This window comes from Brevibacterium sp. R8603A2 (assembly GCF_023072605.1).
GTDB lineage: Bacteria > Actinomycetota > Actinomycetes > Actinomycetales > Brevibacteriaceae > Brevibacterium > Brevibacterium pityocampae.
The window spans coordinates 110,652-133,093 of sequence record NZ_JALLGN010000006.1 but is presented as its reverse complement, the minus strand read 5'-3'; the positions used below and the strand labels follow the sequence as shown (position 1 = coordinate 133,093).

Annotated in this window: 12 protein-coding genes, 2 tRNA genes and 1 pseudogene; 8 read left to right on the top strand and 7 right to left on the bottom strand. The window is 71.8% G+C overall.

All coding sequences use genetic code 11. The annotated features are described in order from the left end of the window. Positions 1 to 103: 103 nt before the first annotated feature. Positions 104 to 2,185, bottom strand: coding sequence for an FAD/NAD(P)-binding protein (locus tag MTQ12_RS07680; protein ID WP_247425559.1), 2,082 nt, complete (start codon positions 2,183 to 2,185; stop codon positions 104 to 106). After that, entirely contained in the window at positions 2,182 to 4,524 is a 2,343-nt protein-coding gene (locus MTQ12_RS07675) for an LCP family protein (RefSeq protein ID WP_247425557.1), read from the bottom strand. Before MTQ12_RS07675 ends, MTQ12_RS07680 begins: the two co-directional genes overlap by 4 nt. Before the next feature lie 371 nt (positions 4,525 to 4,895). Here MTQ12_RS07675 and MTQ12_RS07670 point away from each other — a divergent pair. The 5 genes from MTQ12_RS07670 (at position 4,896) to MTQ12_RS07650 (ending at position 10,920) form a co-directional block, all read left to right on the top strand. Then, positions 4,896 to 4,984, top strand: a tRNA-Ser gene (locus MTQ12_RS07670). A gap of 509 nt (positions 4,985 to 5,493) precedes the next feature. Next, on the top strand, positions 5,494 to 6,252 hold the full coding sequence (locus tag MTQ12_RS07665; RefSeq protein WP_137318168.1) for a 5-oxoprolinase subunit PxpA: 759 nt from the start codon (positions 5,494 to 5,496) through the stop codon (positions 6,250 to 6,252). Continuing rightward, complete coding sequence (locus MTQ12_RS07660) at positions 6,249 to 8,390, top strand: carboxyltransferase domain-containing protein (RefSeq protein ID WP_247425555.1); 2,142 nt, start codon at positions 6,249 to 6,251, stop codon at positions 8,388 to 8,390. Before MTQ12_RS07665 ends, MTQ12_RS07660 begins: the two co-directional genes overlap by 4 nt. Continuing rightward, the gene (locus tag MTQ12_RS07655; protein ID WP_247425553.1) at positions 8,387 to 10,228 is read left to right on the top strand and encodes a biotin carboxylase N-terminal domain-containing protein; all 1,842 of its coding nucleotides are present in this window, start codon (positions 8,387 to 8,389) and stop codon (positions 10,226 to 10,228) included. Before MTQ12_RS07660 ends, MTQ12_RS07655 begins: the two co-directional genes overlap by 4 nt. Positions 10,229 to 10,275: 47 nt before the next feature. Further along, the gene (locus tag MTQ12_RS07650) at positions 10,276 to 10,920 is read left to right on the top strand and encodes a GntR family transcriptional regulator (RefSeq protein WP_247425551.1); all 645 of its coding nucleotides are present in this window, start codon (positions 10,276 to 10,278) and stop codon (positions 10,918 to 10,920) included. Between the two features lie 235 nt (positions 10,921 to 11,155). Here MTQ12_RS07650 and MTQ12_RS07645 read toward each other — a convergent pair whose 3' ends face one another. Together MTQ12_RS07645 and MTQ12_RS07640 are read right to left on the bottom strand one after the other, a co-directional pair. Next, a complete protein-coding gene (locus MTQ12_RS07645) occupies positions 11,156 to 11,992 on the bottom strand; it encodes a putative hydro-lyase (protein WP_137318165.1) in 837 nt (278 codons plus the stop codon). 5 nt (positions 11,993 to 11,997) lie between these two features. Next, positions 11,998 to 13,187, bottom strand: a pseudogene (locus MTQ12_RS07640) (NRAMP family divalent metal transporter). Between the two features lie 523 nt (positions 13,188 to 13,710). Here MTQ12_RS07640 and MTQ12_RS07635 point away from each other — a divergent pair. Further along, positions 13,711 to 14,028, top strand: a complete 318-nt coding sequence (locus tag MTQ12_RS07635; RefSeq protein WP_137318164.1) for an XRE family transcriptional regulator — start codon at positions 13,711 to 13,713, stop codon at positions 14,026 to 14,028. 27 nt (positions 14,029 to 14,055) lie between these two features. Here the strand turns inward: MTQ12_RS07635 and MTQ12_RS07630 are convergent, their stop codons facing one another. Then, positions 14,056 to 15,426 carry a DUF418 domain-containing protein gene (locus MTQ12_RS07630; RefSeq protein ID WP_175406800.1) on the bottom strand — a complete coding sequence of 457 codons (1,371 nt, stop codon included), beginning with the start codon at positions 15,424 to 15,426 and terminating at the stop codon, positions 14,056 to 14,058. Positions 15,427 to 15,570: 144 nt separating this feature from the next. Here MTQ12_RS07630 and MTQ12_RS07625 point away from each other — a divergent pair, with 144 nt between their 5' ends. Further along, positions 15,571 to 16,140, top strand: coding sequence for a TetR/AcrR family transcriptional regulator (locus tag MTQ12_RS07625; RefSeq protein WP_137318162.1), 570 nt, complete (start codon positions 15,571 to 15,573; stop codon positions 16,138 to 16,140). A 195-nt stretch (positions 16,141 to 16,335) separates the two neighbouring features. On the opposite strand, the gene MTQ12_RS07620 is transcribed toward MTQ12_RS07625, so the two are convergent. Beyond that, complete coding sequence (locus tag MTQ12_RS07620; RefSeq protein ID WP_137318161.1) at positions 16,336 to 18,168, bottom strand: phosphoenolpyruvate carboxykinase (GTP); 1,833 nt, start codon at positions 18,166 to 18,168, stop codon at positions 16,336 to 16,338. Positions 18,169 to 18,997: 829 nt separating this feature from the next. On the opposite strand from MTQ12_RS07620, the gene MTQ12_RS07615 reads away from it, so the two are divergent. After that, positions 18,998 to 19,070, top strand: a tRNA-Arg gene (locus MTQ12_RS07615). A gap of 295 nt (positions 19,071 to 19,365) precedes the next feature. On the opposite strand, the gene MTQ12_RS07610 is transcribed toward MTQ12_RS07615, so the two are convergent. Then, complete coding sequence (locus MTQ12_RS07610; protein ID WP_137318160.1) at positions 19,366 to 22,311, bottom strand: ExeM/NucH family extracellular endonuclease; 2,946 nt, start codon at positions 22,309 to 22,311, stop codon at positions 19,366 to 19,368. Between the last annotated feature and the right edge of the window lie 131 nt (positions 22,312 to 22,442).

The following is a 22,442-nucleotide window of genomic DNA, read 5'->3' as shown; positions in this document are numbered from 1 at the left end:
AGTTCTGCAGTTCTGCAGTTCTGCAATGATGCTCAGATGCGGCCGGGCTGCTCAGGCGCAGCCCCGCTCCCGCAGGCCCCCGACCGGTCTGGCGCCGTGCGCCTCAGCTGCGGGCGGACGCGAGGACATCCTCGGCGATCCGGTGGGCGTCGACGAGCGACTGCGCCCGCCGTCCCGGGTTCGCCGCGATCGCCAGCCCCAGCTGCACGGCCGAGAGCTGGATCGACAGGCAGTACCGGTGCGGGTGCACCCGACCGTGCTCATCGACGGTGCGGTGGGAGGGCCCTGCGACGGCGATGCCGCTGAGCGGCTGCACCCGTCCGCTGGAATCCTCGTGCGTCGCCACCGCCAGCTGACCGCGCTCGAGCATCCCGGAGATCAGCGGGTCGGCGGCGTAGCGCATCTGGTTGGCCGGCGAGGCGGCATCGACCAGAGCGGAGGCCGTCACCGGGGCGTCGACGGCCGGCGAGACGGCGCGGAAGACCGCCTGCTCGTCCGCGCGCGAGGTGGTGATCCGCACCTCGGGCCCGACGAATTCGACGAGCCCGGCTTCGGTGAGCGCGATGAGCTCCGCGTAGCGCTGCGGCGGCGGACCGTCGCAGATGCCGGACACGAAGTCCTCGAACCAGCCGCGCACCTCCGCGACGAAGCTCTCCCGTGCGATCCGGCCGGCGGCGACGAGCTCCTTGAGATAGGCGCGCGCGGCCCACAGTACGGCGAACAGCGCCTTCTCCGGGGAGCGCTCGGGGCCGAGGTGCGCCGCGGCGAGGTCCGCCCGCAGGAAGTCGAGCATCCACTCGGTGAGGGAGCCGTGCCCGCCCGAGCGGGAGGCGAACCGCGCGCCCTCGAGGGGACGGAGCAGCTCGTGGAGGTCGAGGGCGCGGGACGGATCGGCGAGGACCTCGCGCTCGATCGCCGACCAGGCCGGTGACGCACTCGTCAGGCGGCCGGGGCGGTGATCGGATTCGCGGACCTCGGCGGCGGCGCGGCGGCTCAGATGCCGGTCGACGCCCTCGGCGAGCGCCTCGGTGACGCGGCCGGGGTCGGTGGCGAACGCCTGCGGCTCGGAGCGCGCGAGCGCGGAGTACCAGGCGTGGCGGAGGTCGGCGAGGATGAGCGGCCACAGCTGGTCGTTGAAGAGCAGCGCCTCCTCAGGGCCGGCCAGGCGTGCGACGTTCTCCGGGGTGAAGGCGCGCAGCCGGTGGTCGGCGAGCGGATGGGCCGGGGTGATCGGCTTGCTCCGGTAGGGCACCCCGCGGCGCGAGGACGGGACGAGGATCGGTTCGCGGCCGCTGGGGATGTAGACGAGTGCGCCGGGTGCCGCGCCGGAGCCCGAGGCGTCGTTCCCGTCATTCCCGTTATCCTCGGTATCCCCGGCATCGCCGGCGCCCGTGCTCCCGGCGCGGGCCGGCTCCCGCGGTTCGAACCGGCCGCCGCGGCCGACGGTGAGCATCGTCTGCAGGTCGAAGTAGTTGAGTCCGAAGCCGCGGAAGATCACACGCTCACCGGGAGCCAGGCGGTCGACGGGCGCCTCGGCGGGCAGACCCGGGGGAAGGTAGGTCAGGCGGCCCGAGCGCGCGAACCGGGCGAAGGCGGCACGCTCGTCGGCGAGCTCGGAGGGGATGTGGCCGACGGCCAGGACCACGGCGTCGGCGGCGATCGTGGTGGTGTCGGTCAGGCGCACGAGCTGGGTCCGATCGCGCACCTCGGCGCCGGCCGGATCGATCCCCGCGGGCTCGACGATCGCGGTGGCCCGCTGCGGGTGGTGGATCGTGGTGACATGGGCCGGGGCGGAGGTGCGGATGTGCTCGTAGGACCACTCGAGGTACTCGCCGTAGAGCGCCCGGGAGCCGAAGGTGCTCGCCGGGTCGGCCGTCCCGCCGCGCTCGCGGTACCACGTGCCCATGTCCGGACCGGTGGAGTCCGGCGACACCCGGCAGCTCGGGTCGGGGAACACGGTCTGCTCGCCGATCGTCGTGTTCATCAGCAGGTTCGGGTCCTGGTCGGTGCGCCACACGATGCCGGGTCCCGGAGGGAACGGGTCGACGAGGTGGATCTCGAGGGGGCGCTGCGCGAGCGCCTCGGGGCCCTTCGCCGAGGCGAGAGCGACGAGCCGCTCGTACACGCTCAGGCCGCGCGGCCCGGCGCCGATGATCGCGATCCGGTAGGGCGCCTCGTCCGTCACTGACCGGCTCCGGTGCCGGCGCCCGCACCCGTTCCCTGCTCGGTGCCCGCGGGGGCGTCGGGGTTCCCCGGATACCCCGGCCACGGGTCGCCGGGCTCGTAACCCTTCGGGAAGCACTTGCCGGCGGAGTCCTCGACACCGGGGGGCGGCTCCTCGGTGGGTTCAGGGGTCTCCTCCGGCGTCTCCGTCTCCTCCGGCTTCTCCGCCTCCTCCGGCTTCTCCGCCTCCTCCGGCTTCTCCGTCTCCTCCGGAGCCGGTTCAGCGGCATCCTCCTCGGCCTGGCTCGGCTCCTGAGGATCGACCTGATCCTGCACCCATTGGTGGAGGGTGTCGAAATCCGGCTGCGTGGTGTTGACGACGTCGTTGTTGATCTGGGCGGACTTGATCTCCGACTGCTGCATCGCGACCGCCAGCTCGATGAAGGCGTTGACCTGCTCCTGCGGGATGCTCGTGGCGATGTTCTTTCCCGCGCTGCCGGCGAGCCGCGGGTAGGCGACGGCGATCTCCTGCGGGTCGATCTGGGCGATCGTCGTCTTGAGCATGCGCTGCTGGCGGCACATCCGGTCGTAGTTGTCGCTGCCCTCGCGCGAGCGGACGTACCACAGCGCTTGGAACCCGTCGAGCGTCTGCGGGCCGGGAGCGATCCAGTCGAAGACCTCGTTCTTCACACCTGTAGCGAGGCTGGTGCCGCCGCCCATCGGGATCGGGCGTTCGACATCGATCTCGACTCCACCGATCGCATCGATGACGTCCTCGAATCCCTTCATGTCCACCGAGGCCCAGTAGTCGAGCTCGAGCCCGAGCGATCCCTCAACCGCCTGCATGGTCGCGTACATCCCGGGTTCGAGACCTCCGGTGTCGCCCACCTGCTCGGGGTACTCCTCGGCCCAGGTCCACACGGCATTGATCATGCTCTCCGAGTACCCGAAGGCGTTGAACCCGTCGGGGAACACCGAGGCGAGCTGCGAGCCCTCGGGGAAGATCGGCAGGCCGAGGTTGCGGGGCACGGAGATGAGCGTGGTGGCCCCGGAGTGCGTATCGATGGAGGCGATGAGCATGGTGTCGGGGCGGGTGCCCTCGCGGCCTTCACCGGTGTCCCTGCCGATGAGGAAGACATTGATGCGAGGCGTGTCCGCCCACAGCTCGTCCTTGTCGACGACGGCCGCGCCGGTGTTGCCGAACACCTTCGCCACGGTGTCGCTCTGTACGCGGGCGTAGCTCGCTCCGACCACAAGGGGGATCCCCACGCAGAGGACGAGGGAGGTGACGAGGATCGCGCCGAGCGTCTTCTGGCCGGCGCGCAGGGCTCTGCCGCGGCGCTGCTCCCGGTAGGTGCGGAGGATGACGACAAGCCACACGACTGCGGCGACGGCGAGCAGCACCGCGGTGATGTTGAGGAGGTTGGGGCTCGACACGATCCGGCTCGCCGCCCGCAGCGGGCCGCGGTAGATGACGTAGGCGATGAGGGCGAGGATGACGCCGAAGAAGCCGATGAAGAGCCCCCAGCCGAGACGCGAGCTGCGGGCCTGCACGATGCCGAGGCCGGGGATCAGAGTGCCGAGCGCGGTCCAGCCGACGATGTGGGGGAAGCCGTCGCCTCGCCGGTTCGAGCGCCGCGGGCTCGGATTCTCCTCGCGGGCGGCCGCGGCGAGGGACGCGGACAGCGGAGCCGTGCGCGAGGTGCCGCGGGCTCGGGCGGACGCGTCGCCGCGATCCGGTGCTGACCGCGAGGTGTCGCGTGAGTGGGGGGCTGGGGTGCCGGCTGCTCTCGAGGTGCCGGCCGCTCGCGAGGTACCGGCTGCGTCCGCCGCCCGGGCAGCGCGGCGGGGGGAGGCCGCAGCAGCGCCTGCGGCTGCTGCCGCAGGACCTGCCGCACTGCCGGCAACGGCAGCGCCGGAGGCCTGCGCAGTGGCACCTGCAGCGGTTCCAGCGGCAGCTCCGGCGCCGGCTGCAGTGCCGGCAGCTGCGGCCGCGCCGGGACCGGCGGCTCGCTTCGCCTCCGGGCTGCGGGGCCACCTCTTCTTCACCTGGGTGGAGTGGCGCGGGGAGTCGGAACGCCGCTGGGCGTTGGCATGCCGGGTCGCCGGCAGGGGCGGCAGAGTGCTCGGTGCGGTGTCCCGTGACGCCGCAGACGGAGCATCGGACCCGCCGGCAGGGGCGGGGGAGCCCTGCGTCGAGCGGCGGCGCGCCTCGGGCGTGGACGAGCCGGAGAGGGTCGGGCGCCCGGAGGCCTGGGAGTCGCCGCGCAGGCGGGGGCGCTTGGATGCGCGGAACGAGGCGGGAGTCGACGGGTCGCCGTCGGGGCGCTGGTCGGGGCTCCCGGTGTCGTTCTGCGCCAAGTGCGGACTCCTCGTGGGGCTGGATCGCCGCCGGAGAGGCACCCGCGGCGGGCGGGGCTCAGCGGAGCCCGACCCGGCTGGGAACGTGCGACGGTCGACAACAGTGCAATGGTCGAAGCCCGAGTGTACGGCCCGACTCTGTGGGAACAGTGTAATCCCGGTGGGTGCGGGGTGGACGTGCGGGCGCGGTAAGGCGCGGCACCGTCGTGCCCTGCCGCGGTGCGGGAGGTGCGGTCCTGCGTGAGGCAGTGGCTGAGGTGCGGATCGAGGAGCGGTCGGGGCCCGGGAGAAGGCGGGCCGGTCCGTGATCGCTTTGGCGCCTCGGGACCGGGTCGAGTAGTCTTGTGTCGGTCGCGCGCGGCGCGGCAGATGGAGTCGTGGCTGAGCGGCCGAAAGCACCACCCTGCTAAGGTGGAGTCCCTTGAATTGGGGACCGTGGGTTCAAATCCCACCGGCTCCGCGTTTTTCGCAAGACCCCCGAGACTCTCTGGAATCAGAGGATCGCCGGGGGTTTTGAGTATTCATGAGGTGCAACGGCCGCACGGTCTGAGCTCCCCGGCCTCGGCCCAGCGGCTGCGGGGGATGAGCAGCGCGACGACCACGCTGACGATGACGTGCAGGGCCGGCGGTGAGCCACATGCCGGGCCCGTCGGCGGTGGGGCCGAGCGCGAGGTTGATGGCCGAGGCCACATGGAAGCCGCTGTGGATGCCGACCGCGGCCCACGCCGAGCGGCAGGCGATCGCGAGGAGCCCGGCGCTGATCAAGAACCCGAACGGGACCGCGAGGTAGAGCATGCGCTCGAGGACTGTCCGGGTATTCATGTGGGGATGCGGTCAAGCTTCCAGGCTATGGAGCACCTCGGCACCTCGGCGCCGGTGACCCGATCCCGTGACGCACGCCTCATTCCGCGCTAGGATTGTTCAACAATCGCGGGCAGCCTTCACCGCCCGACGAGAGGGATGATGATCATGACCGCCATCGATGTGAACTCCGACCTGGGCGAATCCGTCGGCGGCAATCCCGTGAGCGACGACGCCGCGATCATCGAGGTGGTGTCGAGCGCCAACGTCGCCTGCGGCTTCCACTCCGGCGATCCGCACGACATCGCCCGCACCGTCGAGGCGGCCGCCGCACGCGGGGTCGCCGTGGGCGCGCACGTGGGCTACCGCGACATCCCGGGCTTCGGCCGCCGCTTCATCGACATGGATCCCGCCGAGCTCGCCGACGAGGTGCTCTACCAGATCGGCGCCCTCGACGCGCTGGCCCGCTCCAAGGGCACCGCGGTCACCTACGTCAAGCCCCACGGCGCGCTCTACAACACGATCGTCCACCACGAGGAGCAGGCGCAGGCTGTCATCGACGGGATCAGGGCCTTCAGCCAGGAGCTCCCCGTGCTGCTGCTGCCCGGTGCCGTCGCGATCGAGAAGGCGGAGCAGGCCGGGCTGCGCGCCGTGCGCGAGGCGTTCGCGGACAGGAACTACAACCCCGACGGCACGCTCGTCTCCCGCCGCGAATCCGACGCCGTGGTCAGCGACCCGGACGCGGTGGCCGCCCGCGTCGTGCAGCTCGCCCGGGAGCGCACGCTCCTCGCCCGCGACGGCAGCACGATCGACATCGACGCGGAGTCCCTATGCGTGCACGGCGACTCCCCGGGCTCCGTCGAGCTCGCCCGCCGCATCGTCGGCGCCCTGCAGGACGCCGGCATCGAAATCCGCAGCTTCCTATGAGCCCCGCCGGACCGACCCCGCCAGGAGACTCCGACCCGGGCCTGAGCCCCTCCGACCGGGGCCTGAGCCCCTCCGACCGGGGCCTGAGCCCCTCCGACCGGGGCCTGAGCCCCTCCGGTCCGGGGCCGAGTCCCGGCACCCACCCGAGCTCGACCGGACCCGGTGGCGCGCTGGCCCTCCACCGGGTCGGAACCCGTGCGGTGCTCGTCGACCTCCCGGACCTCGACACGGTCATGGCCTGGCACGCCGCCCTCACCGCAGACCCGCTGCTCGCACAGCGCGGCATCGTCGCCGCCGCCGCCACTCTGCTCTTCACCGCGCACACCCCGGACGCCGCCACCCGGGCCTTCGAGCTCCTGCGCGACTTCGCGCCGGAGACCTCCGCGCAGACAGGCGGCCGGGAGATCACCCTCGACGTCGTCTACGACGGCGAGGACCTCGCCCCGCTCGCCGAGCACCTCGGTCTCAGCCCGGAGGCGCTCGTCGAGAAGCACACCGCGGAGACCTGGACGGGTGCCTTCGGCGGCTTCGCGCCGGGCTTCACCTACTGCGTCCCTGCCGCGGGCGGCTGGGACGTGCCCCGCCGAGAGTCCCCGCGCACCGCCGTCCCGCCCGGCTCCGTGGCGCTCGCCGGGGAGTTCTCCGCCGTGTACCCGCGGCGCACCCCGGGCGGTTGGCAGCTCATCGGCCGCACCGACACCCCGATGTGGGACGAGTCCGCCGACCCTCCCGCTCTCATCGCCCCCGGCGACACCGTGCGCTACCGGGCCGTGCGCCCCACCGCCGAGGCGGGGGTCGGGGCACCGGGCGGCACGGAGCCCGCATCATCCGACAACGGCGGGCCCCCCGCCGAGGCGCGTCCCGGCGGGGACGCCTCCGCGACGCCCCCGCAGCCCGTCGCCCCGTCCGCGCCCGCGGCACCCGGCCGACCCGTGCTCCGGGTCGAGGACGCCGGACTGCTCACCCTCATCGAGGACCTCGGGCGGGCCGGTTACGGTGACCTCGGTGTGGCCTCCTCCGGTGTGCTCGACCGCGCCTCGGCGTGGACGGCGAACCGGCTCGTCGGCAACGGCGGAGCCTCCGCCGTCCTCGAATCGATCGGCGGGCTGCGGGTCACCGCACTCGTCGACACCGTCGTCGCCGTCACCGGGGCCGAGGCGCCGCTGACCGTCGCGCCCGGCCGCGCCTCGGGAGCCGGGGACCCGCGCCGGCACCCGCTCGCCCACCCGCTCCTGCTGCGGGCCGGCGACGAGCTCACGGTCGGCGGCCCGCGCCTCGGCATGCGGTCCTATCTCGCGGTGCGCGGCGGATTCGCCGCCCACCGCGTACTCGGCTCGGCCGCCACCGACCTGCTCTCCGGCCTCGGCCCCGAGCCGGTCCGGACCGGCGACACCCTGCGCGTGCGCAACCGGCCACGACCGGCCGGCGCCGGAAATGGCGGCGAGCCCGCACCGACGACCGGCTCGGCGCCCGGTGCCCCGGTGAACGCCACCCCGCTGGGCACCTCGCCTGCGGACGCACCCGAACCGGAGACCGGAGCGATCGCCGCGGTCGCCGCACCCGCACCCAACCCGCTGCGCGTCACCGGTGAGCGGGCAGTGCTGCGCTGCATCATGGGACCGCGCGCCGACTGGTTCGACGCCGCCGAGCAGGCCCGCTTCACGCAGGTCCCGTGGCAGGTCAGCGGCCGGTCCAACCGGATCGGCCTGCGCCTCGAGCCGGGGGACGGCGCCGCGCCGCTCACCCGCTCCCGCGACGGTGAGCTCGCGAGCGAGGGGATGATCACCGGTGCGGTGCAGGTGCCGCCCGACGGGAACCCCGTGCTGTTCCTCGCCGACCACCCGGTGACCGGCGGCTACCCCGTCATCGCCACCGTCGTCGCCGAGGACCTCGACATCGCCGGCCAGCTCCCGCCCGGCAGCGCCGTGACGTTCACCCCCGTGGACCCCGTCACGCTCACCCCGCTCGCCGCCGCCGGGCCAGAGGCCGCCACCGGTTCCGAAGGCACTGCCGGTTCCGAAGACCCTGCCGGTGCCGAGGCCGCGACCGGTTCCGCTGCGGCCGCCGGGCCGGCAGCCGCTGACCCGGTCCGACCCGACACCGCCACCCCGAACGACGACCCCGAGGACCCCTCATGACCCGCGCCCCCGCCCCGCTGACCGCCGTGCTCATCGCCAACCGCGGTGAGATCGCCGTGCGGATCGCTCGCGCCGCCCGCGACCTCGGCATCCGCTCGATCGCCGTCTACAGCGAGCTCGACGCGGATGCCCTCCACGCGGAGATCGCCGACGAGGCCTACGCGCTGCCGGGCACGAGCGCGGCCGACACCTACATGAACGTCCCCGCCCTCCTCGACATCGCCGCCCGCGCCGGGGCCGACTGCATCCACCCCGGCTACGGCTTCCTGTCCGAGAACGCCGACTTCGCCCGCGCCGTCATCGACGCCGGGCTGACCTGGGTGGGCCCGTCCCCGGACACCATCGACCTGCTCGGCAACAAGGTCACCGCGCGTCGGCTCGCCGCCGAGGCGGGCGCACCCCTGGCGCCGGGCACCGACGACCCGATCGAGGACTGGCAGACCGCCCGCGACTTCGCCGCCGAGCACGGCCTGCCGATCGCCATCAAGGCCGCTTTCGGCGGCGGCGGACGCGGCCTCAAGGTCGTGAACGAGGTCGAGGACATCGAGGAGGCGTTCGCCTCGGCCGGGCGCGAGGCACAGGCGGCGTTCGGCCGCGCGGAGTGCTTCGTCGAGAAGTTCCTCGAGCGCCCCCGTCACGTCGAGGCGCAGGTCCTCGCCGACACCCACGGCACCACGGTGGTGCTCGGCACCCGCGACTGCTCCCTGCAGCGACGCAACCAGAAGCTCGTCGAGGAGGCGCCCGCCCCGTTCCTCACCGCCGAGCAGCACTCCCGGATCGTCGACGGCGCCCGTGACGTGTGTGCGCGCGCCGGGTACGTCGGCGCCGGCACCGTCGAGTTCCTCCTCGCCGAGGACGGCACGATCGCCTTCCTCGAGGTCAACACCCGGCTCCAGGTCGAGCACCCCGTGACCGAGGCGGTGACCGGGGTCGACATCGTCGCCGAGCAGTTCCGGATCGCCGCCGGCGGGCCGCTGTCGCTCGCTGCGGACCCGGAGCCGGCCGGCCACGCCTTCGAGTTCCGCATCAACGCCGAGGACGTCGCGCAGGGCTTCGTCCCCGCACCCGGCACCGTCACCGTCTTCGCCGCGCCCACCGGCCCCGGTATCCGGGTGGACTCCGGGGTGCGCTCGGGCTCCGTGGTGCCCGGCTCCTACGACTCCCTCATCGCCAAGCTCGTGGTCCACGGCCCCAGCCGCGCCGTCGCGCTCGCCCGCGCCCGCGACGCGCTCGCCGAGCTCGAGATCACCGGAGTGCGCACCGTCGTCCCCTTCCACCGCGAGGTCGTCGACCACCCCGACTTCACCGGCGACACCCTCGACGTCCACACCGGCTGGATCGAGTCGGTGTACCAGCCGGGCCTGGCCGCCGCCGGGGAGGACGCCGCGGAGTCCTACGCCGAGCGCACCCGCCTCACCATCGAGCTCGACGGGAAGCGCCACGAACTCGTCCTCCCCGCCGAGGTGCTCCGCGCCGCGGCCGGCACCGGCGACCCGGCCGGCGGTTCGGGCGAGGCAACGGGCGGTGCCGGTCAGGCGGGCACCTCGGGTGCGGGATCCGGCGCGGACGGCTCCGGGGCCGAGGGCACCGGGGGAGCGGGCGCCTCGGGCCCGGGATCCGGGGGCACGGAGGTGACGTGCGGGTACACCGGCTCGCTCGTGCGATTCAGCGTCGAGGACGGCGCCGAGGTGGCCGCCGGCGACGAGATCGCCGTCATCGAGGCGATGAAGATGGAATCCCCGGTCGTCGCCCCGGCCGCCGGCACCGTGGCGCTCGCCGAGCTCTCCGCCGGCGACGAGGTGAACGAGGGCCAGGTCCTCGCCACGATCAGCAGCTGAATGATGCTCCCGGACGGGCCCGCGCTGCGGGTCGTACACTGAGCGGCATGTCCGCACAGCCGGGGCCCTCCCCGAACGCCCGCCAGTACGCGCTCACCGCGCTGCGTGAGCGGATCTCCGCCGGGCTGTGGGAGCCGGGGGAGAAGGTCAACGAGCAGGAGCTCGCCGCGACCCTCGGGGTGTCCCGCAACACCCTCCGCGAGGCCTTCGCCGCGCTGTCCGGCGACGGGATCATCACCCGGGTTCCCAACCGCGGAGTGTTCATCAGCAGCCCCGGGATCGCGGACGTGCGCGACATCTACGGCGCCCGCGCCGCGCTCGAACCGGCGGCGCTCCAGTGGGGCCGCGACCTCGACGTGGGGCTGCTCTCCCAGATCGTCACCGCGACCGAGGAGGCGCGCGGCCGGGGCGATCGGCATGCGGTGGCGGACGCGAACCAGCGGTTCCACCGCGAGATCGTCGCCGGGCTCGGCTCGCCGGCGCTCGATGAGACCATGGCCCGACTGCTCGCCCGGATGCGGCTCGTGTTCGTCCGGGTGCTCGCCGCGGAACCGGACTTCCACGCGCCCTACGTCGACGAGAACCGGCAGGTCGTCGGACTGCTGCAGGCGCGCGAGCGGGCCGAGGCCGCCGGGCTGCTGCGGACGATGATCATGCGCACCGGCGACCGCCTCGCCGACCTGCTGCGGTGAGCGGACCTGCTGCGGGAGCTGGTGCTGCTCGCGGGGAACGGACGGGGCGCCGGTCCTGATGATGGGGAATGCGGCGGCTGAGGGCTGTGCGGTCGGTGAGCCGAGCCGACGGTGGTGCTGGGGCGACGGTGGTTGTGGGGCGACGGTGGTTGTGGGGCCGAGCGGGCGCCTCGGCGGGTGGTGACATTGCGAAGAATCGCGGAAACGCTCTCAGGAACCTTCTGAAATTGAGTGGTCAGGGGACCTGGTAGGCGATGTCGCGGGCATCGGCGACGAGCATGTGACCTGGCGCGTGGGCGATCGCCAGGGGCGGCCGCGACTCCATGACCGCGGCCTGCGGAGTCACCCCGCACGCCCAGAACACCGGCACCGCACCGTCCGCGATCTCCACCGGATCCTCGAAGTCGGGCCGGGCGAGGTCCGTGATCCCCAACTCCGCCGGATCACCCACGTGCACCGGCGCCCCGTGCACCGCCGGATACCGGGAGGTGATCCGCACCGCGTCGGCGACCTGCGCGGCCGGAACCGGGCGCATCGACACGACGAGCGGACCGGAGAACCGGCCCGCCGGTGCCGCCGGCACCCGGGTGCGGTACATCGGCACGTTGACGCCCTGTTCGATGTGCGCCACCGGCACCCCGTTGTCGAGCAGCGCGGACTCGAAGGTGAATGAGCAGCCGATGAGGAACGCGACGAGGTCGTCGCGCCAGTGCTCGCGGATATCCGGGACCTCCGCTGCGAGTTCCCCGTCCCGGTACACCCGGTAGAGCGGCACATCGGTGCGGATGTCGCCCCCGGCGAGCAGCTCCGAGGAGAGCTGACCGGCCTCGAGCACACCGAGCACGGGGCACGGCTTCGGGTTGCGCTGGGCGAACAGGAGGAACACGAAGGCGTATTCCTGCGGCACCGCGAGGAGGTTCGCCTGCGCGAATCCCGCGCTGTACCCCGACGTCGGTGTGACGAGCCCGGCGCGGAACCGGGCGCGCGCCTCGGCCGGGGAGAGGGCGGAGGTGTCCGCGTTCGCCTCGGCGGCAGGGCGGTCGGGGTGCGAGTGCTGGTCCGGCTGCGGCATCGGACTCACGCCCACAGGGCGGCGATGCCCTCGAGCGAGCGCCAGCCCAGGTAGATCGTCAGCAGCCAGGTCAGCGTGCCGATCACCGCGAGCCACACCGGGTACCGGTAGCCCTGCAGCAGGTCGCGGCGGCGCCACGCCACCCACAGTACGAGCGCGAAGCCGATCGGCAGGATGGGGCCGTTGACCGCGCCGGCGAAGATCAGCAGTGTCTGCGGCGTCTGATCGAGCACGAGGTAGGGGATCGCGCAGACGGCGATGAAGGCGACGGTGATCCAGTTGCGGATCCGCGGGCTCACCGTCTGCTCGGTGATGAAGGTGACCGAGGTGTACGAGGCGCCGATCACCGAGGTCAGGCCGGCCGCTCAGAGCACCACGCCGAACACGCGCAGGCCGATCTCGCCGGCCGCGGCCCGGAAGGCGTCGGCGGCGATGTTGTCCCCCGCGAGGGCCGTGCCGCCGGCGACCACGCCGAGGATCGCGAGGAACAGCAGCGTGCGCATGACACCGGTGGTGATGATGCCGAGCACCGAGGCCTGGGTGATGGTGCCGGAGTGCTCGGGGCCCTTGATGCCGGAGTCGATGAGCCGGTGCGCACCGGCGAAGGTGATGTAGCCGTCCACCGTGCCGCCGATGAGGGTGGTGATGACGAGGAAGTCGACCTGCTCGGGCATCACCGTGTTCTTCAGCGCCTCACCCACCGGCGGGGCGGATACGATCGCGACGTAGATCATGAGGAGGATCATGATCGCGCCGAGGAGGACGACGATCCTGTCGAGCGCGAGCCCGGCGCGCTTGGACAGGAAGATGAGGATCGCGAGGACCGCGGAGATCGCCCCGCCGATCTTGGGGTCGAGGCCGAGCATCGCGTTGAGGCCCAGCCCGGTGCCGCCGATGTTGCCGATGTTGAAGATCATCCCACCGATGAAGATGAACGCGGCGAGCACCCAGCCCAGGCCGGCAGCACGGTGTTGCCGAGCTCGTTCGCGCGCAGGCCGGAGATCCCGAGGACGCGCCAGACGTTGAGCTGGATCGCGATGTCGACGAGGATCGAGATGAGGATCGCGAATGCGAACGCGGCTCCGAGCTGGACGGTGAAGACGCTCGTCTGGGTGATGAAGCCGGGGCCGATCGAGCTCGTCGCCATGATGAACATCGCGCCGAGCACCGCCGTGCGCCGGCTGCCGTCGCGCACCCGGGAGGCGGCGCTGCGTGAACCGGAACCGGGTGAACCGGCGTCGCGGGCGCCCTGACCGTGCGTGTCCCGCTCCTCGCCGGTCGGCGTTCCGGCGGCCTGCTGGCCCCGGGGTTCCTCGGACGGGTGGCTGTCGGTCATGGCGCGCTTCCTCGTCCCTGTGCTCGTGTCTCGTGTGTCATGTACGGCCTGCGGATCTGTTCGTAACCGATCTGCGGATCCGGTGATCCGGCACGGAGCGCGGTCATGCCTCGGATGTGATCCACCGCACTGCGTCGCCTGCCACTGTATGGATCGTTGAACAATATGTACAGGGTTGGGTCGAGATGCGGCCGTTTCGTTATCGGCGCAGGGACGCGCGAAAGCAGAGGTGTCCAGGCGTCGCCCGGGGGCGGCGCGGTCACCGGCATGACTGCGGATCCCCGCGCGGGCCGGGGCGGGTCCAGGCGCGGGAGTGCGCGGTGTCGCGCATTGTCACAGGATTGCCGGGTGCAGATCGGGGCGCCTCTGTCATGCTGGAGTCATGGATACGCACAATTCGCAGATCACGCCGGACCAGGCTCGAGCTGCGCGAGCGCTGGTCGAGGTGTCCCTGGAGAACATCGCGCAGACAGCCGGGCTCGAACCGGGGCAGATCCACGGCTTCGAGTACGGTCACCACAGCATCGATGCTGCGTCCACCGAGCGCCTGCAGCGCGCGCTCGAGCACTACGGCGCCGTCTTCATCCCCGAGGACGAGAAGCGAGGAGTGGGCGTGCGCCTCAAGCACAACGCATCGAAGGCCCGGTCGCTCAAGCGCTGGGAGAACGAGGGCGGCCCCGTCGCCGCCGACGACATCTGAATCCTTCGCACTCGCCTCGGCCGTGAGTCAGCGCAGCCGCTCGAGCGCCGCGTGGCTGAGCCACTCGAGCGGCCCGCGCCGGGCCGGACCGGTGACCCACCGCTGCCAGGTGAGGATGAACGTTACGACCACGGCGAGGACGAGCAGGAACCCGCCCACGCTGAGGAGCAGCCGGTGGTCCGGAAAGCGGCCGGCGATGTCGAGCCCCCAGCCGTAGAACAGTGCGCCGGCGACGAGGTTCTGGCCCACATAGCACGTCAGGGACATGCGTCCGACGGCGCCGAACACACGTGCACCGGGGAGTCGGCCCCGCACGGTGTCTGCGTCCGCGGTGCGCGGCGCGGTGAGGTGGCCGATGAGGGCGAGCAGGCCGACGGCGACGAGCGTCGCGGTGAGATAGCGCTGAGTGAGCACCGCTGCCGGGGTGCCCACGATGCCGAGCGCGAGGTCGGCCGGCACCGCGCAGGCGCCGAGGACCATGCACCGGCGGCGCGTGCGGGAGCCGTGCTCGGTGAACACCCCCGCTGCGTGGAGCCGGGCGCCCACGAGGAACAGGCAGATGCCCAGGCTGAAGGTGAAGACCGGCTCGGCGCGGAAGACGAGAGTGTTGTCGAGGCGGAAGAGTGCCAGTTCGAGGAACCCGGCCTCGCGGTAGGGGTTGATGTCGTTCCACAGCGGCCAGTCCGCCGGCGAGGCGTCGGCGTCTGCGCTCCCGGCGGCGTCGGGGAAGAGGAGGAGCGAGGCGCTCATTGCGAGGATGACGCAGGTGTGGACGGCGCCGGTGATCCACGCCCAGAGGCGTGCGGTGCGCGGGCTCGAGGCGATGATCGCGGCGACGACGAACCCGGTGAAGGCGTACCCCATGAGGATGTCGAACTCCGCGATGAGCACGAAGTTCACCAGCCCGTCGACGAAGAGGAGAGCAGCTCGCGGTGCATAGGTGCGCAACCAGCGCGGCTGCTTGCCGGTGTTCTCCGGTGAGCCGTTGTCGCTGTGCGCGGTGCCGCTCGGGTGGCTGCTCGCAGTGGTGTGCCGGGTGCGGCGCTGCCAGGCCGCGTACTGGAGGGAGACGCCGATGCCGAACATCATCATCAGCAGGGCGAGGAACTTGCCGTTGGTGAGTGTGGTGAGCAGCTGGTAGGCCAGCGTCTCGAATCCGGGGCTCAGGCCGACGAAGGGGTCGGTGAGGCTGCCGAGCATCCCTGCCGGGTGGGTGAAGAGCCAGATATTGGTGCCGAGGGTGCCGAGCACCGCGATCCCGCGGGCGATGTCGAGGCCGCCGATCCGTGAGGCGGGAATCGCGCCGATGGGTGCGGCTCCCGTGGTGCCGGCCCGACCGGAGTCGGGAGTCGCGGCGGGAGGGTCGGTCGAGGGGTGTGGTGTGCGAGGGGCAGGCATCCGAGCACTCGGATCGAGCCCGCGGTGCTGGCGAGCTGTACGCTCGGGGGAGGTGTCCATGAGCCGCACAGTACACACGTATTGACGGGCGTGCAATACACATGTATTCATGGAATCTGGGCCGCAGAGCGGAAGGGGGGCGCGATGGTCGAGAGCAGGGAGCGGATCATCGAGGCGATCATCGCCCTCGTCGCCGAATCCGGCATCGAGAAGGCCAGCGTGCGCACGGTGGCGCAGCGGGCAGGGGTTTCCGTCGGTGCCGTCCAGCACCAGTTCCCTGCGAAGACCGAGATGCTGCAGGCGGCACTCGCGGCCATCGCCGCGGCGGTCTCCGACGGCGTGGCCGAGCAGGTGGACGGCGGTGCCTCCGCGGCCGAGGTACTCCGCGCACTCGCGGAGATCCTCGCCGCCGTGCGCGAGGAGGACACCGTGATGGCGGGCGTATGGCTCGATTTCGTCGCACTGTCGCGGGTGACGCCGGCGCTCGCGGAGATCCATCGCAGCACGTGGATCCGCCTGCGGACCTCCCTCGCAGAGCTCATCGAGCAGACGCACCCGGGGCATCCGGACCCCGCCGCGGCGGCTGAGACGGCGCTCGCCGCCTTCGACGGGATCGCCGTCGCGCGGGTCGCCGAACCCGATTTCATGACCGGAGCGCGCGCCTCGGCGATCCTCGACCGGGTGCTGGGAGGGATCGCCGCCGAGGCCGGGTGACCCTCGCCCCGGGGCGGCCGCCGACGGTGGGCGGATCGGTGGGCGGAGACCGCGGAGGAATGCCCGGCCTGCGCCTCGGACGGGGGCGGGCGTCGTGAATGCAGAAGGAGCGGGTGCCGTCCTGGCTCAAGGACGGCACCCGCTCCGGTCTGCGGGGTGGTGCGGGGCGCGGCTCAGCGACCGTGCCCCGGTGGATCAGGCGAGGTCCAGGCGCGCGCGGAGCTTGTCGACCTGGGTCTTGAGCTCGGCCGGGACGGCATCGCCGAGCTCCGCGTACCAGGCTTCGATCGACTCGAGCTCGGTGTCCCACTCCTCGGGCTTGATCGCGAGGGCCTTCTGCACCTGCTCGGGCGTGATGTCGAGCCCGTCGATGTCGAGGGCACCCTCGGCCGGCGCGTAGCCGAGCGGGGTCTCGACGGCCTCGGCGGTGCCGGAGACGCGCTCGAAGATCCACTTGAGGACGCGTGAGTTCTCGGAGAAACCGGGCCACAGGAACGAGTTGTCCTCGTCCCGGCGGAACCAGTTGACGTAGAAGATCTCCGGCAGCTGCGCGCCCTCGGTGGCGCCGATGTTGAGCCAGTGCTGGAAGTAGTCGCCGACGTTGTAGCCGATGAACGGGCGCATCGCCATCGGGTCGCGGCGGACGACGCCGACCTTGCCGGTCGCCGCAGCGGTGGTCTCCGAGGAGAGCACGGTGCCCATGAACACGCCGTGGTTCCAGTCGGTGGTCTGGGTGATGAGCGGCATCGTCGTCTTGCGGCGGCCGCCGAACAGGATCGCGGAGATCGGCACGCCGTCCGGATTCTCCCACTCGGGCGCGAGCGTCGGAACGTTCTCGATCGGGGTGCAGAAGCGCGAGTTCGGGTGGGCGGCCGGGGTGTCGGACTCGGGGGTCCAGTCGTTGCCGCGCCAGTCGGTGAGGTGGGCGGGTGCCTCGTCGGTCATGCCCTCCCACCACACGTCGCCGTCATCGGTCAGGGCGACGTTGGTGAACACGTTGCCGCCGGCCTCGATGGCGCGCATCGCGGTCGGGTTCGTCGAGTAGCCGGTGCCCGGTGCGACGCCGAACAGGCCGAACTCCGGGTTGACGGCGTAGAGTCGGCCGTCCTCGCCGAAGCGCATCCAGGCGATGTCGTCACCGAGGGTCTCGGCCTTCCAGCCGGGGATCGTCGGCTCGATCATCGCGAGGTTGGTCTTGCCGCAGGCGCTCGGGAACGCGGCGGCGATGAACTTCGACTCGCCCTCCGGGTTGGTGAGCTTGATGATGAGCATGTGCTCGGCGAGCCAGCCCTCGTCGTGGGCGATCGCGGAGGCGATGCGCAGCGCGTAGCACTTCTTGCCGAGCAGGGCGTTGCCGCCGTAGCCGGAGCCGAACGACCAGATGGCGCGGTCCTCCGGGAAGTGGGTGATGTACTTCGTGGTGTTGCACGGCCACGGCACATCATCCTCGCCCTCGGCGAGCGGGGCGCCGACGGAGTGGACGCACTCGACGAAGTCGGCATCGAGCTTCTCGATCGCCTTGAGTGCGGTGGTCCCGCAGCGGGCCATGACGAGCATGGAGAGCACAACGTAGGGGGAGTCGGTGACCTCGATGCCGAACATCGGCTGCTTGGCGTCGACGTGGCCCATGACGAAGGGGATGACGTACATCGTCCGACCCTTCATCGAGCCGGTGAAGAGATCGTTCAGGATCCCCTTCATCTCCTGCGGGTCCATCCAGTTGTTGAGGGGACCGGCGCCGGATTCCCCGTGGGTGCAGATGTACGTCCGGTCCTCGACGCGGGCGACATCGTCCGGGTCGGAGGCGGCGTAGTAAGAGTCCTTCTGCTTGTCGAGCTTGATCAGCGTGCCCGCGGCGACGAGCGCGTTGGCGATCTCCTGGCGCTGTGCGCGGTCGCCGGTCACCCACTCGATGCGGTCGGGCGTCGCGAGTTCGGCGACGGAGCGGACGAAGGACAGGACCTTCTCATTGGACGTCGGTGCAGCCTTGAGCTGGTCTTCGACTGAGCCACGGTCGAGGACGGTCATGGATGTCTCCTGATCTGTCGGGGTCTCCTGCCGCCAGGGGTGTGCGGCGACCGGATCCGGGTGCTGTGCATCCGCAAGTGGATGATCTCCACATTAGGAACGGGCGCAGAATATGACTGACGGGTAGAGGGCTTCCAGCCTGTGGATTGGGTCACAAAGAGATCACGAATGGTGTTTCTCGGTCATGCCGGTGACGGATTTTGCCAATACAGTGGCGGTTTATGTCAGGACGATGCTCGCTGGCCCCGCGCGGGGTGCTCTCCGGTGCCTCGCGGGTGCACTGGCCCGGGGCGTGCTGGGGGCCTGAGGTGGCGGGCAGCTTGAGGTGACCGGGGAGCGGGGTTGCCGGAAACACTCGCGCGGCAGCTCCGGGTGCACCCCAGTGCGGATTCGGCCCTGGAACCGCACTAGATTGGCTGGGGAGCCGGCATGACCGCACTGGAGTGGCGGGGGAACGGGGCGACCGCACTGGAATGGCAGGGGAAAGCGGCGACCGTGCTGGACTGGCAGGGGAACCGGGGGCTTGAGGTGACCGGGGAGCGGGGTTGCCGGAACCTTTACGCGGCAGCTCCAGGTGCACTCCAGTGCGGATTCGGCCCTGGAACCGCACTGGAGTGACCGGGGAGCCGGCGTGACCGCACTGGAGTGGCGGGGGAACGAGTCGAGCAGAGTGCTGATGCCCTGATGCTCTGATGGCCTCGGGCGGCCCGTGGTGCTCCGGGGTGGCCCGCGCCGAGCCGCTCGCAGTGAGAGGTGCCCAGCGATTTTCGGTTCCGCGGGAAGATGTGTATAGTTGTTTCGGTCGTCACGGCACTGCGCCGAGCGACGGGCGCCACTAGCTCAACGGATAGAGCATCTGACTACGGATCAGAAGGTTGGGGGTTCGAATCCCTCGTGGCGCACAGCACGGAACAGGCCCTCACCAGTCGGTGAGGGCCTGTTCTGCTTTCCGCTTCCCGGCCGCGCCGGCCGGTGGACGCTGCCGGCCTGCGCTGCAGGATCGATGCTCATGCTTCAGCGCAGCACACCTGCGTGCACGACCTCCGGCATGCACGCGGTGGCCCCCGGCCTGCGCGCAGCGGCCCGGCGGGATCCGGTGCACCGGATCCCGCCGGGCCGCTCTCATGGACGACCGCCCTCGACCTGCAGCCCGTACGTCGAGGCGCGAGCCGCAGCCTCAGGCCGGCCGCCCGGGGATCAGCCCCTGCGGCGGCGGGAGATCAGCAGGGTGAGGCCGCCGATCGCGAGGAGCGCAGCGCCGATCGCGAGCCCGCCGAGCTCGGAGCCGGTGCGCGGCAGGCTGCCGCCGTCGCGGTCGGAGCCGCGCTCGCCGGAGCCGGCGGTGTCGTCGTCCCGGTCGTCGCCGCCCTGGCCGCTATCGTTTTGACCGCGGTCGCCGCGGTCGCCGCGGCCGTCATCGCCGCCGTCGGTTCCGTCATCACCCCGGCCGTCGTCGGTCGGCCGGTCGCCGGGCTCATCGCTCGGAGCCGGGTCGCCGCCGGGAGTGTCCGAGGGGGTCGGCTCCGCAGACGGGTCATCGCCGCCGGGCCCCTCGGTCGGGTCGTCGCTCGGACCGTCGGTCGGGTCGTCGCTCGGACCGTCGGTCGGGTCCTCGCTCGGCTCCTCACCGGGTGCTTCGTCGTCCTCCACCAGGTCCACGCCCACGATCAGCGGGTCGTGGTCGGATGAGCGGAACGGACCGGTCTCGTACAGGTCGGTGACGTTCGCGTTGTAGCGGCTGTACTCGAGCCCGATCGACTCGACGGAGTTGATGTTCCAGATGTCCGCACCGGTCGCGGCCGCGAACAGCGGCTCGGTGGCCAGCACGTGGTCGAGGCTGCCGGTGAGGCCGCCGAACAAGTACGTCGACTCCTCGGTCATCTCCTTGCCGATGTTCCGGTACCCGGCCTCGTAGAACACCTGCATGGGGTCCTCTTCGGTGTAGGCGTTGAAGTCCCCGAGCAGGAACGTGCGCTCGGTGCCGTGCGCGGCCTCCTGCTCGTCGGCGAAGGTCACGAGCGCTCGCGCCTGTGCGACCCGGTCCGCGTTCGAGGCGCCCTGCCCGTCACCGGAATCCGCGTTGCCGGGCCCCGAGCCGGAGCCCTTCGACTTGAAGTGGTTGGCGATCGTCACGAAGGTCGCGTCGTCGTCCGCCGCGGCCTGCTGCGCGCGGGCACCGGCAGCATCGTCCGTGTCCGGGCCGTCGGTGACCGGTGCGAAGGCCTGCGCGAGCGGGGCGCGCGCATTGTCGAACGCCGTGTCGTCGAGGAGCACGGAATCGCCCACGGGCGCGACCTCGGCGGGCTGGTAGATGAACGCGGTGCGGATCGCGTCCTCGCCGTTCTCCGGCAGCTGCGCCGGCGATTCGGCGTATGCCCACTTCTCCGTGCCCGCGGCATCGTTGAGCCGGGTCACGAGGTCCTGGAGCGCGGCGTCGCGGTCCTTGCCGAAGCGCGCGGAGTTCTCGATCTCCTCGAGCGAGACCACCGAAGCATCGAGCGTGTTGATCGCCGACACGATCTTGGGCCACTGCCGGTCGAAGCTCGCCCGGTCGTAGGCGCCGCGCACATCGCAGTTGTTCGCCGTCGTCGGGTTGCCCTCGCGATCGGCGTAGTACCGGCAGCCCGACTCGTCCTCGCCGAGCGAGACGAAGTAGTTGAGGACGTTGAAGCTCGCGACGGTGACGTCCCCGCCGACCTCCCGGGGGGCGTCCTCGCGGGTGTTCTCCACCGTCACCGGCAGGGTGCTCTCCGCATTCTCACCGGTGAGGTGGGTGAGCGGCTGCATCCGCCAGGCATCGAAGCCGTAGCCGAGCACCACCGGCGAGGTGAACGCCGCCGGTGCGCCGACACGGACCGGGACGTCGCCGCCCAGGTAGGGGACCGGGGTCTCCGTCGCGCCGCGGGTGTAGTCGACCGTCGCGCCGTCGTCGAGCACATAGCCGCGCTCGGCGTTCGCGGCAGCGAGCTCCTGGGCCTCGGGCGTGCCGGGACGGTGGACGTCGGTGGGCTGGCGGAGGGTGTCGGTGCCGTTGACCAGACCGACCTCGCCGTAGCGGTTCGTGCCGTAGTTGTCGGTCACCGTGACGGGACCGGACGGCTGCAGGAGCATGCCCTCGAGAGACTCGCGCGCCTCGTCCCCGTCGGGGAACTCCCCGGCGTAGGGCTTGGGTGCCGCGGCCGCCTCGGCGACCGACCGGAAGCCGCCGGCGGCGACGGTGAGCTGGGTCTGCTCGTAGTACTCGGAGACCCGGCCGGTGAGCTCGACGAAGTCGCCGGTCTGCACCTGGCCGGCAGTGTCTCGGGAGTAGACGAAGATCCCGTGCGAGGCGCCGTCGAGTGCATGCTCGTCCCCGCCGGTGCCCTCGGTCTGGATGTAGTACCCGTTCAGGCCGCCGGTCGGGTAGACGGCGGTGACGACGCCGCGGGTGGTCACCGTCTGCCCGTCGAGCGGGCTCGCCGCACCGGTGCCCTGGATGTCGGCGATCGCGGTGATGTCGGCGGGGTCGGTGGGATCCGGGGTCGGATCCGTGGGGTCCGGTGTCGGCGTGGCGTCGGGGAGCGCGCCCGGGGTGGGGTCGCCGGCGGTCCAGGTGGTGCCGTCCCAGAAGATCGACCTGCCGCGCGGGGCGGTCGCCCCGGTGGGAGTGGCGGTCTCGCCGCGCAGGCCCTCCGGCACCGCGGCACCGGTCCCGGCGGTGACACCGCGGCCGCCGACCACGCCGCCGACCTGATCGAAGTCGACGAGAGTGCCGGCCGGGTCGATGAGGAAGACCGAGGAGCCGTAGCTGCCGTCCGCCGCGGCGCCGGAGTTCACCGAGTTGGTGATCGGCAGCCGCACGACTGCGGTGCCGGAGTCGTCCACCGCGGTGCCTGCGGGCAGGGTGGTCCAGTGACCGGCGGTCTGCGGGGAGCCGCCGCGGCTCACCGAGCCGACGACGAAGCCGCCCAGGTCGGTGCCCGGCGCACCCTTGATCTCGATGAAGTCGGTGTCGTCGCCGCCGGCGTAGGCGATCTCCGAGATCTCTGTCGGAGCGGCGGCGAGGACCGGGGTGAGGCCGGGGAGTGCGGCGAGGGAGAGGGCGGCGGTCGCGGCGAGGACGCTCACCGCTCCCGTCCTGCTCGAGAGTCTGGGAATGCGCATGGAGAACCTTTGTTCGGAAGCGGGAATGCCAGCACTGTACTCAGGCGACACTCAGGAACGGGTGGCTGGCGTCGCAACGGAAGTTGAACATCACACCAATCCGGCCCTGGTGCCGTCGCTGCTCCCGGCGT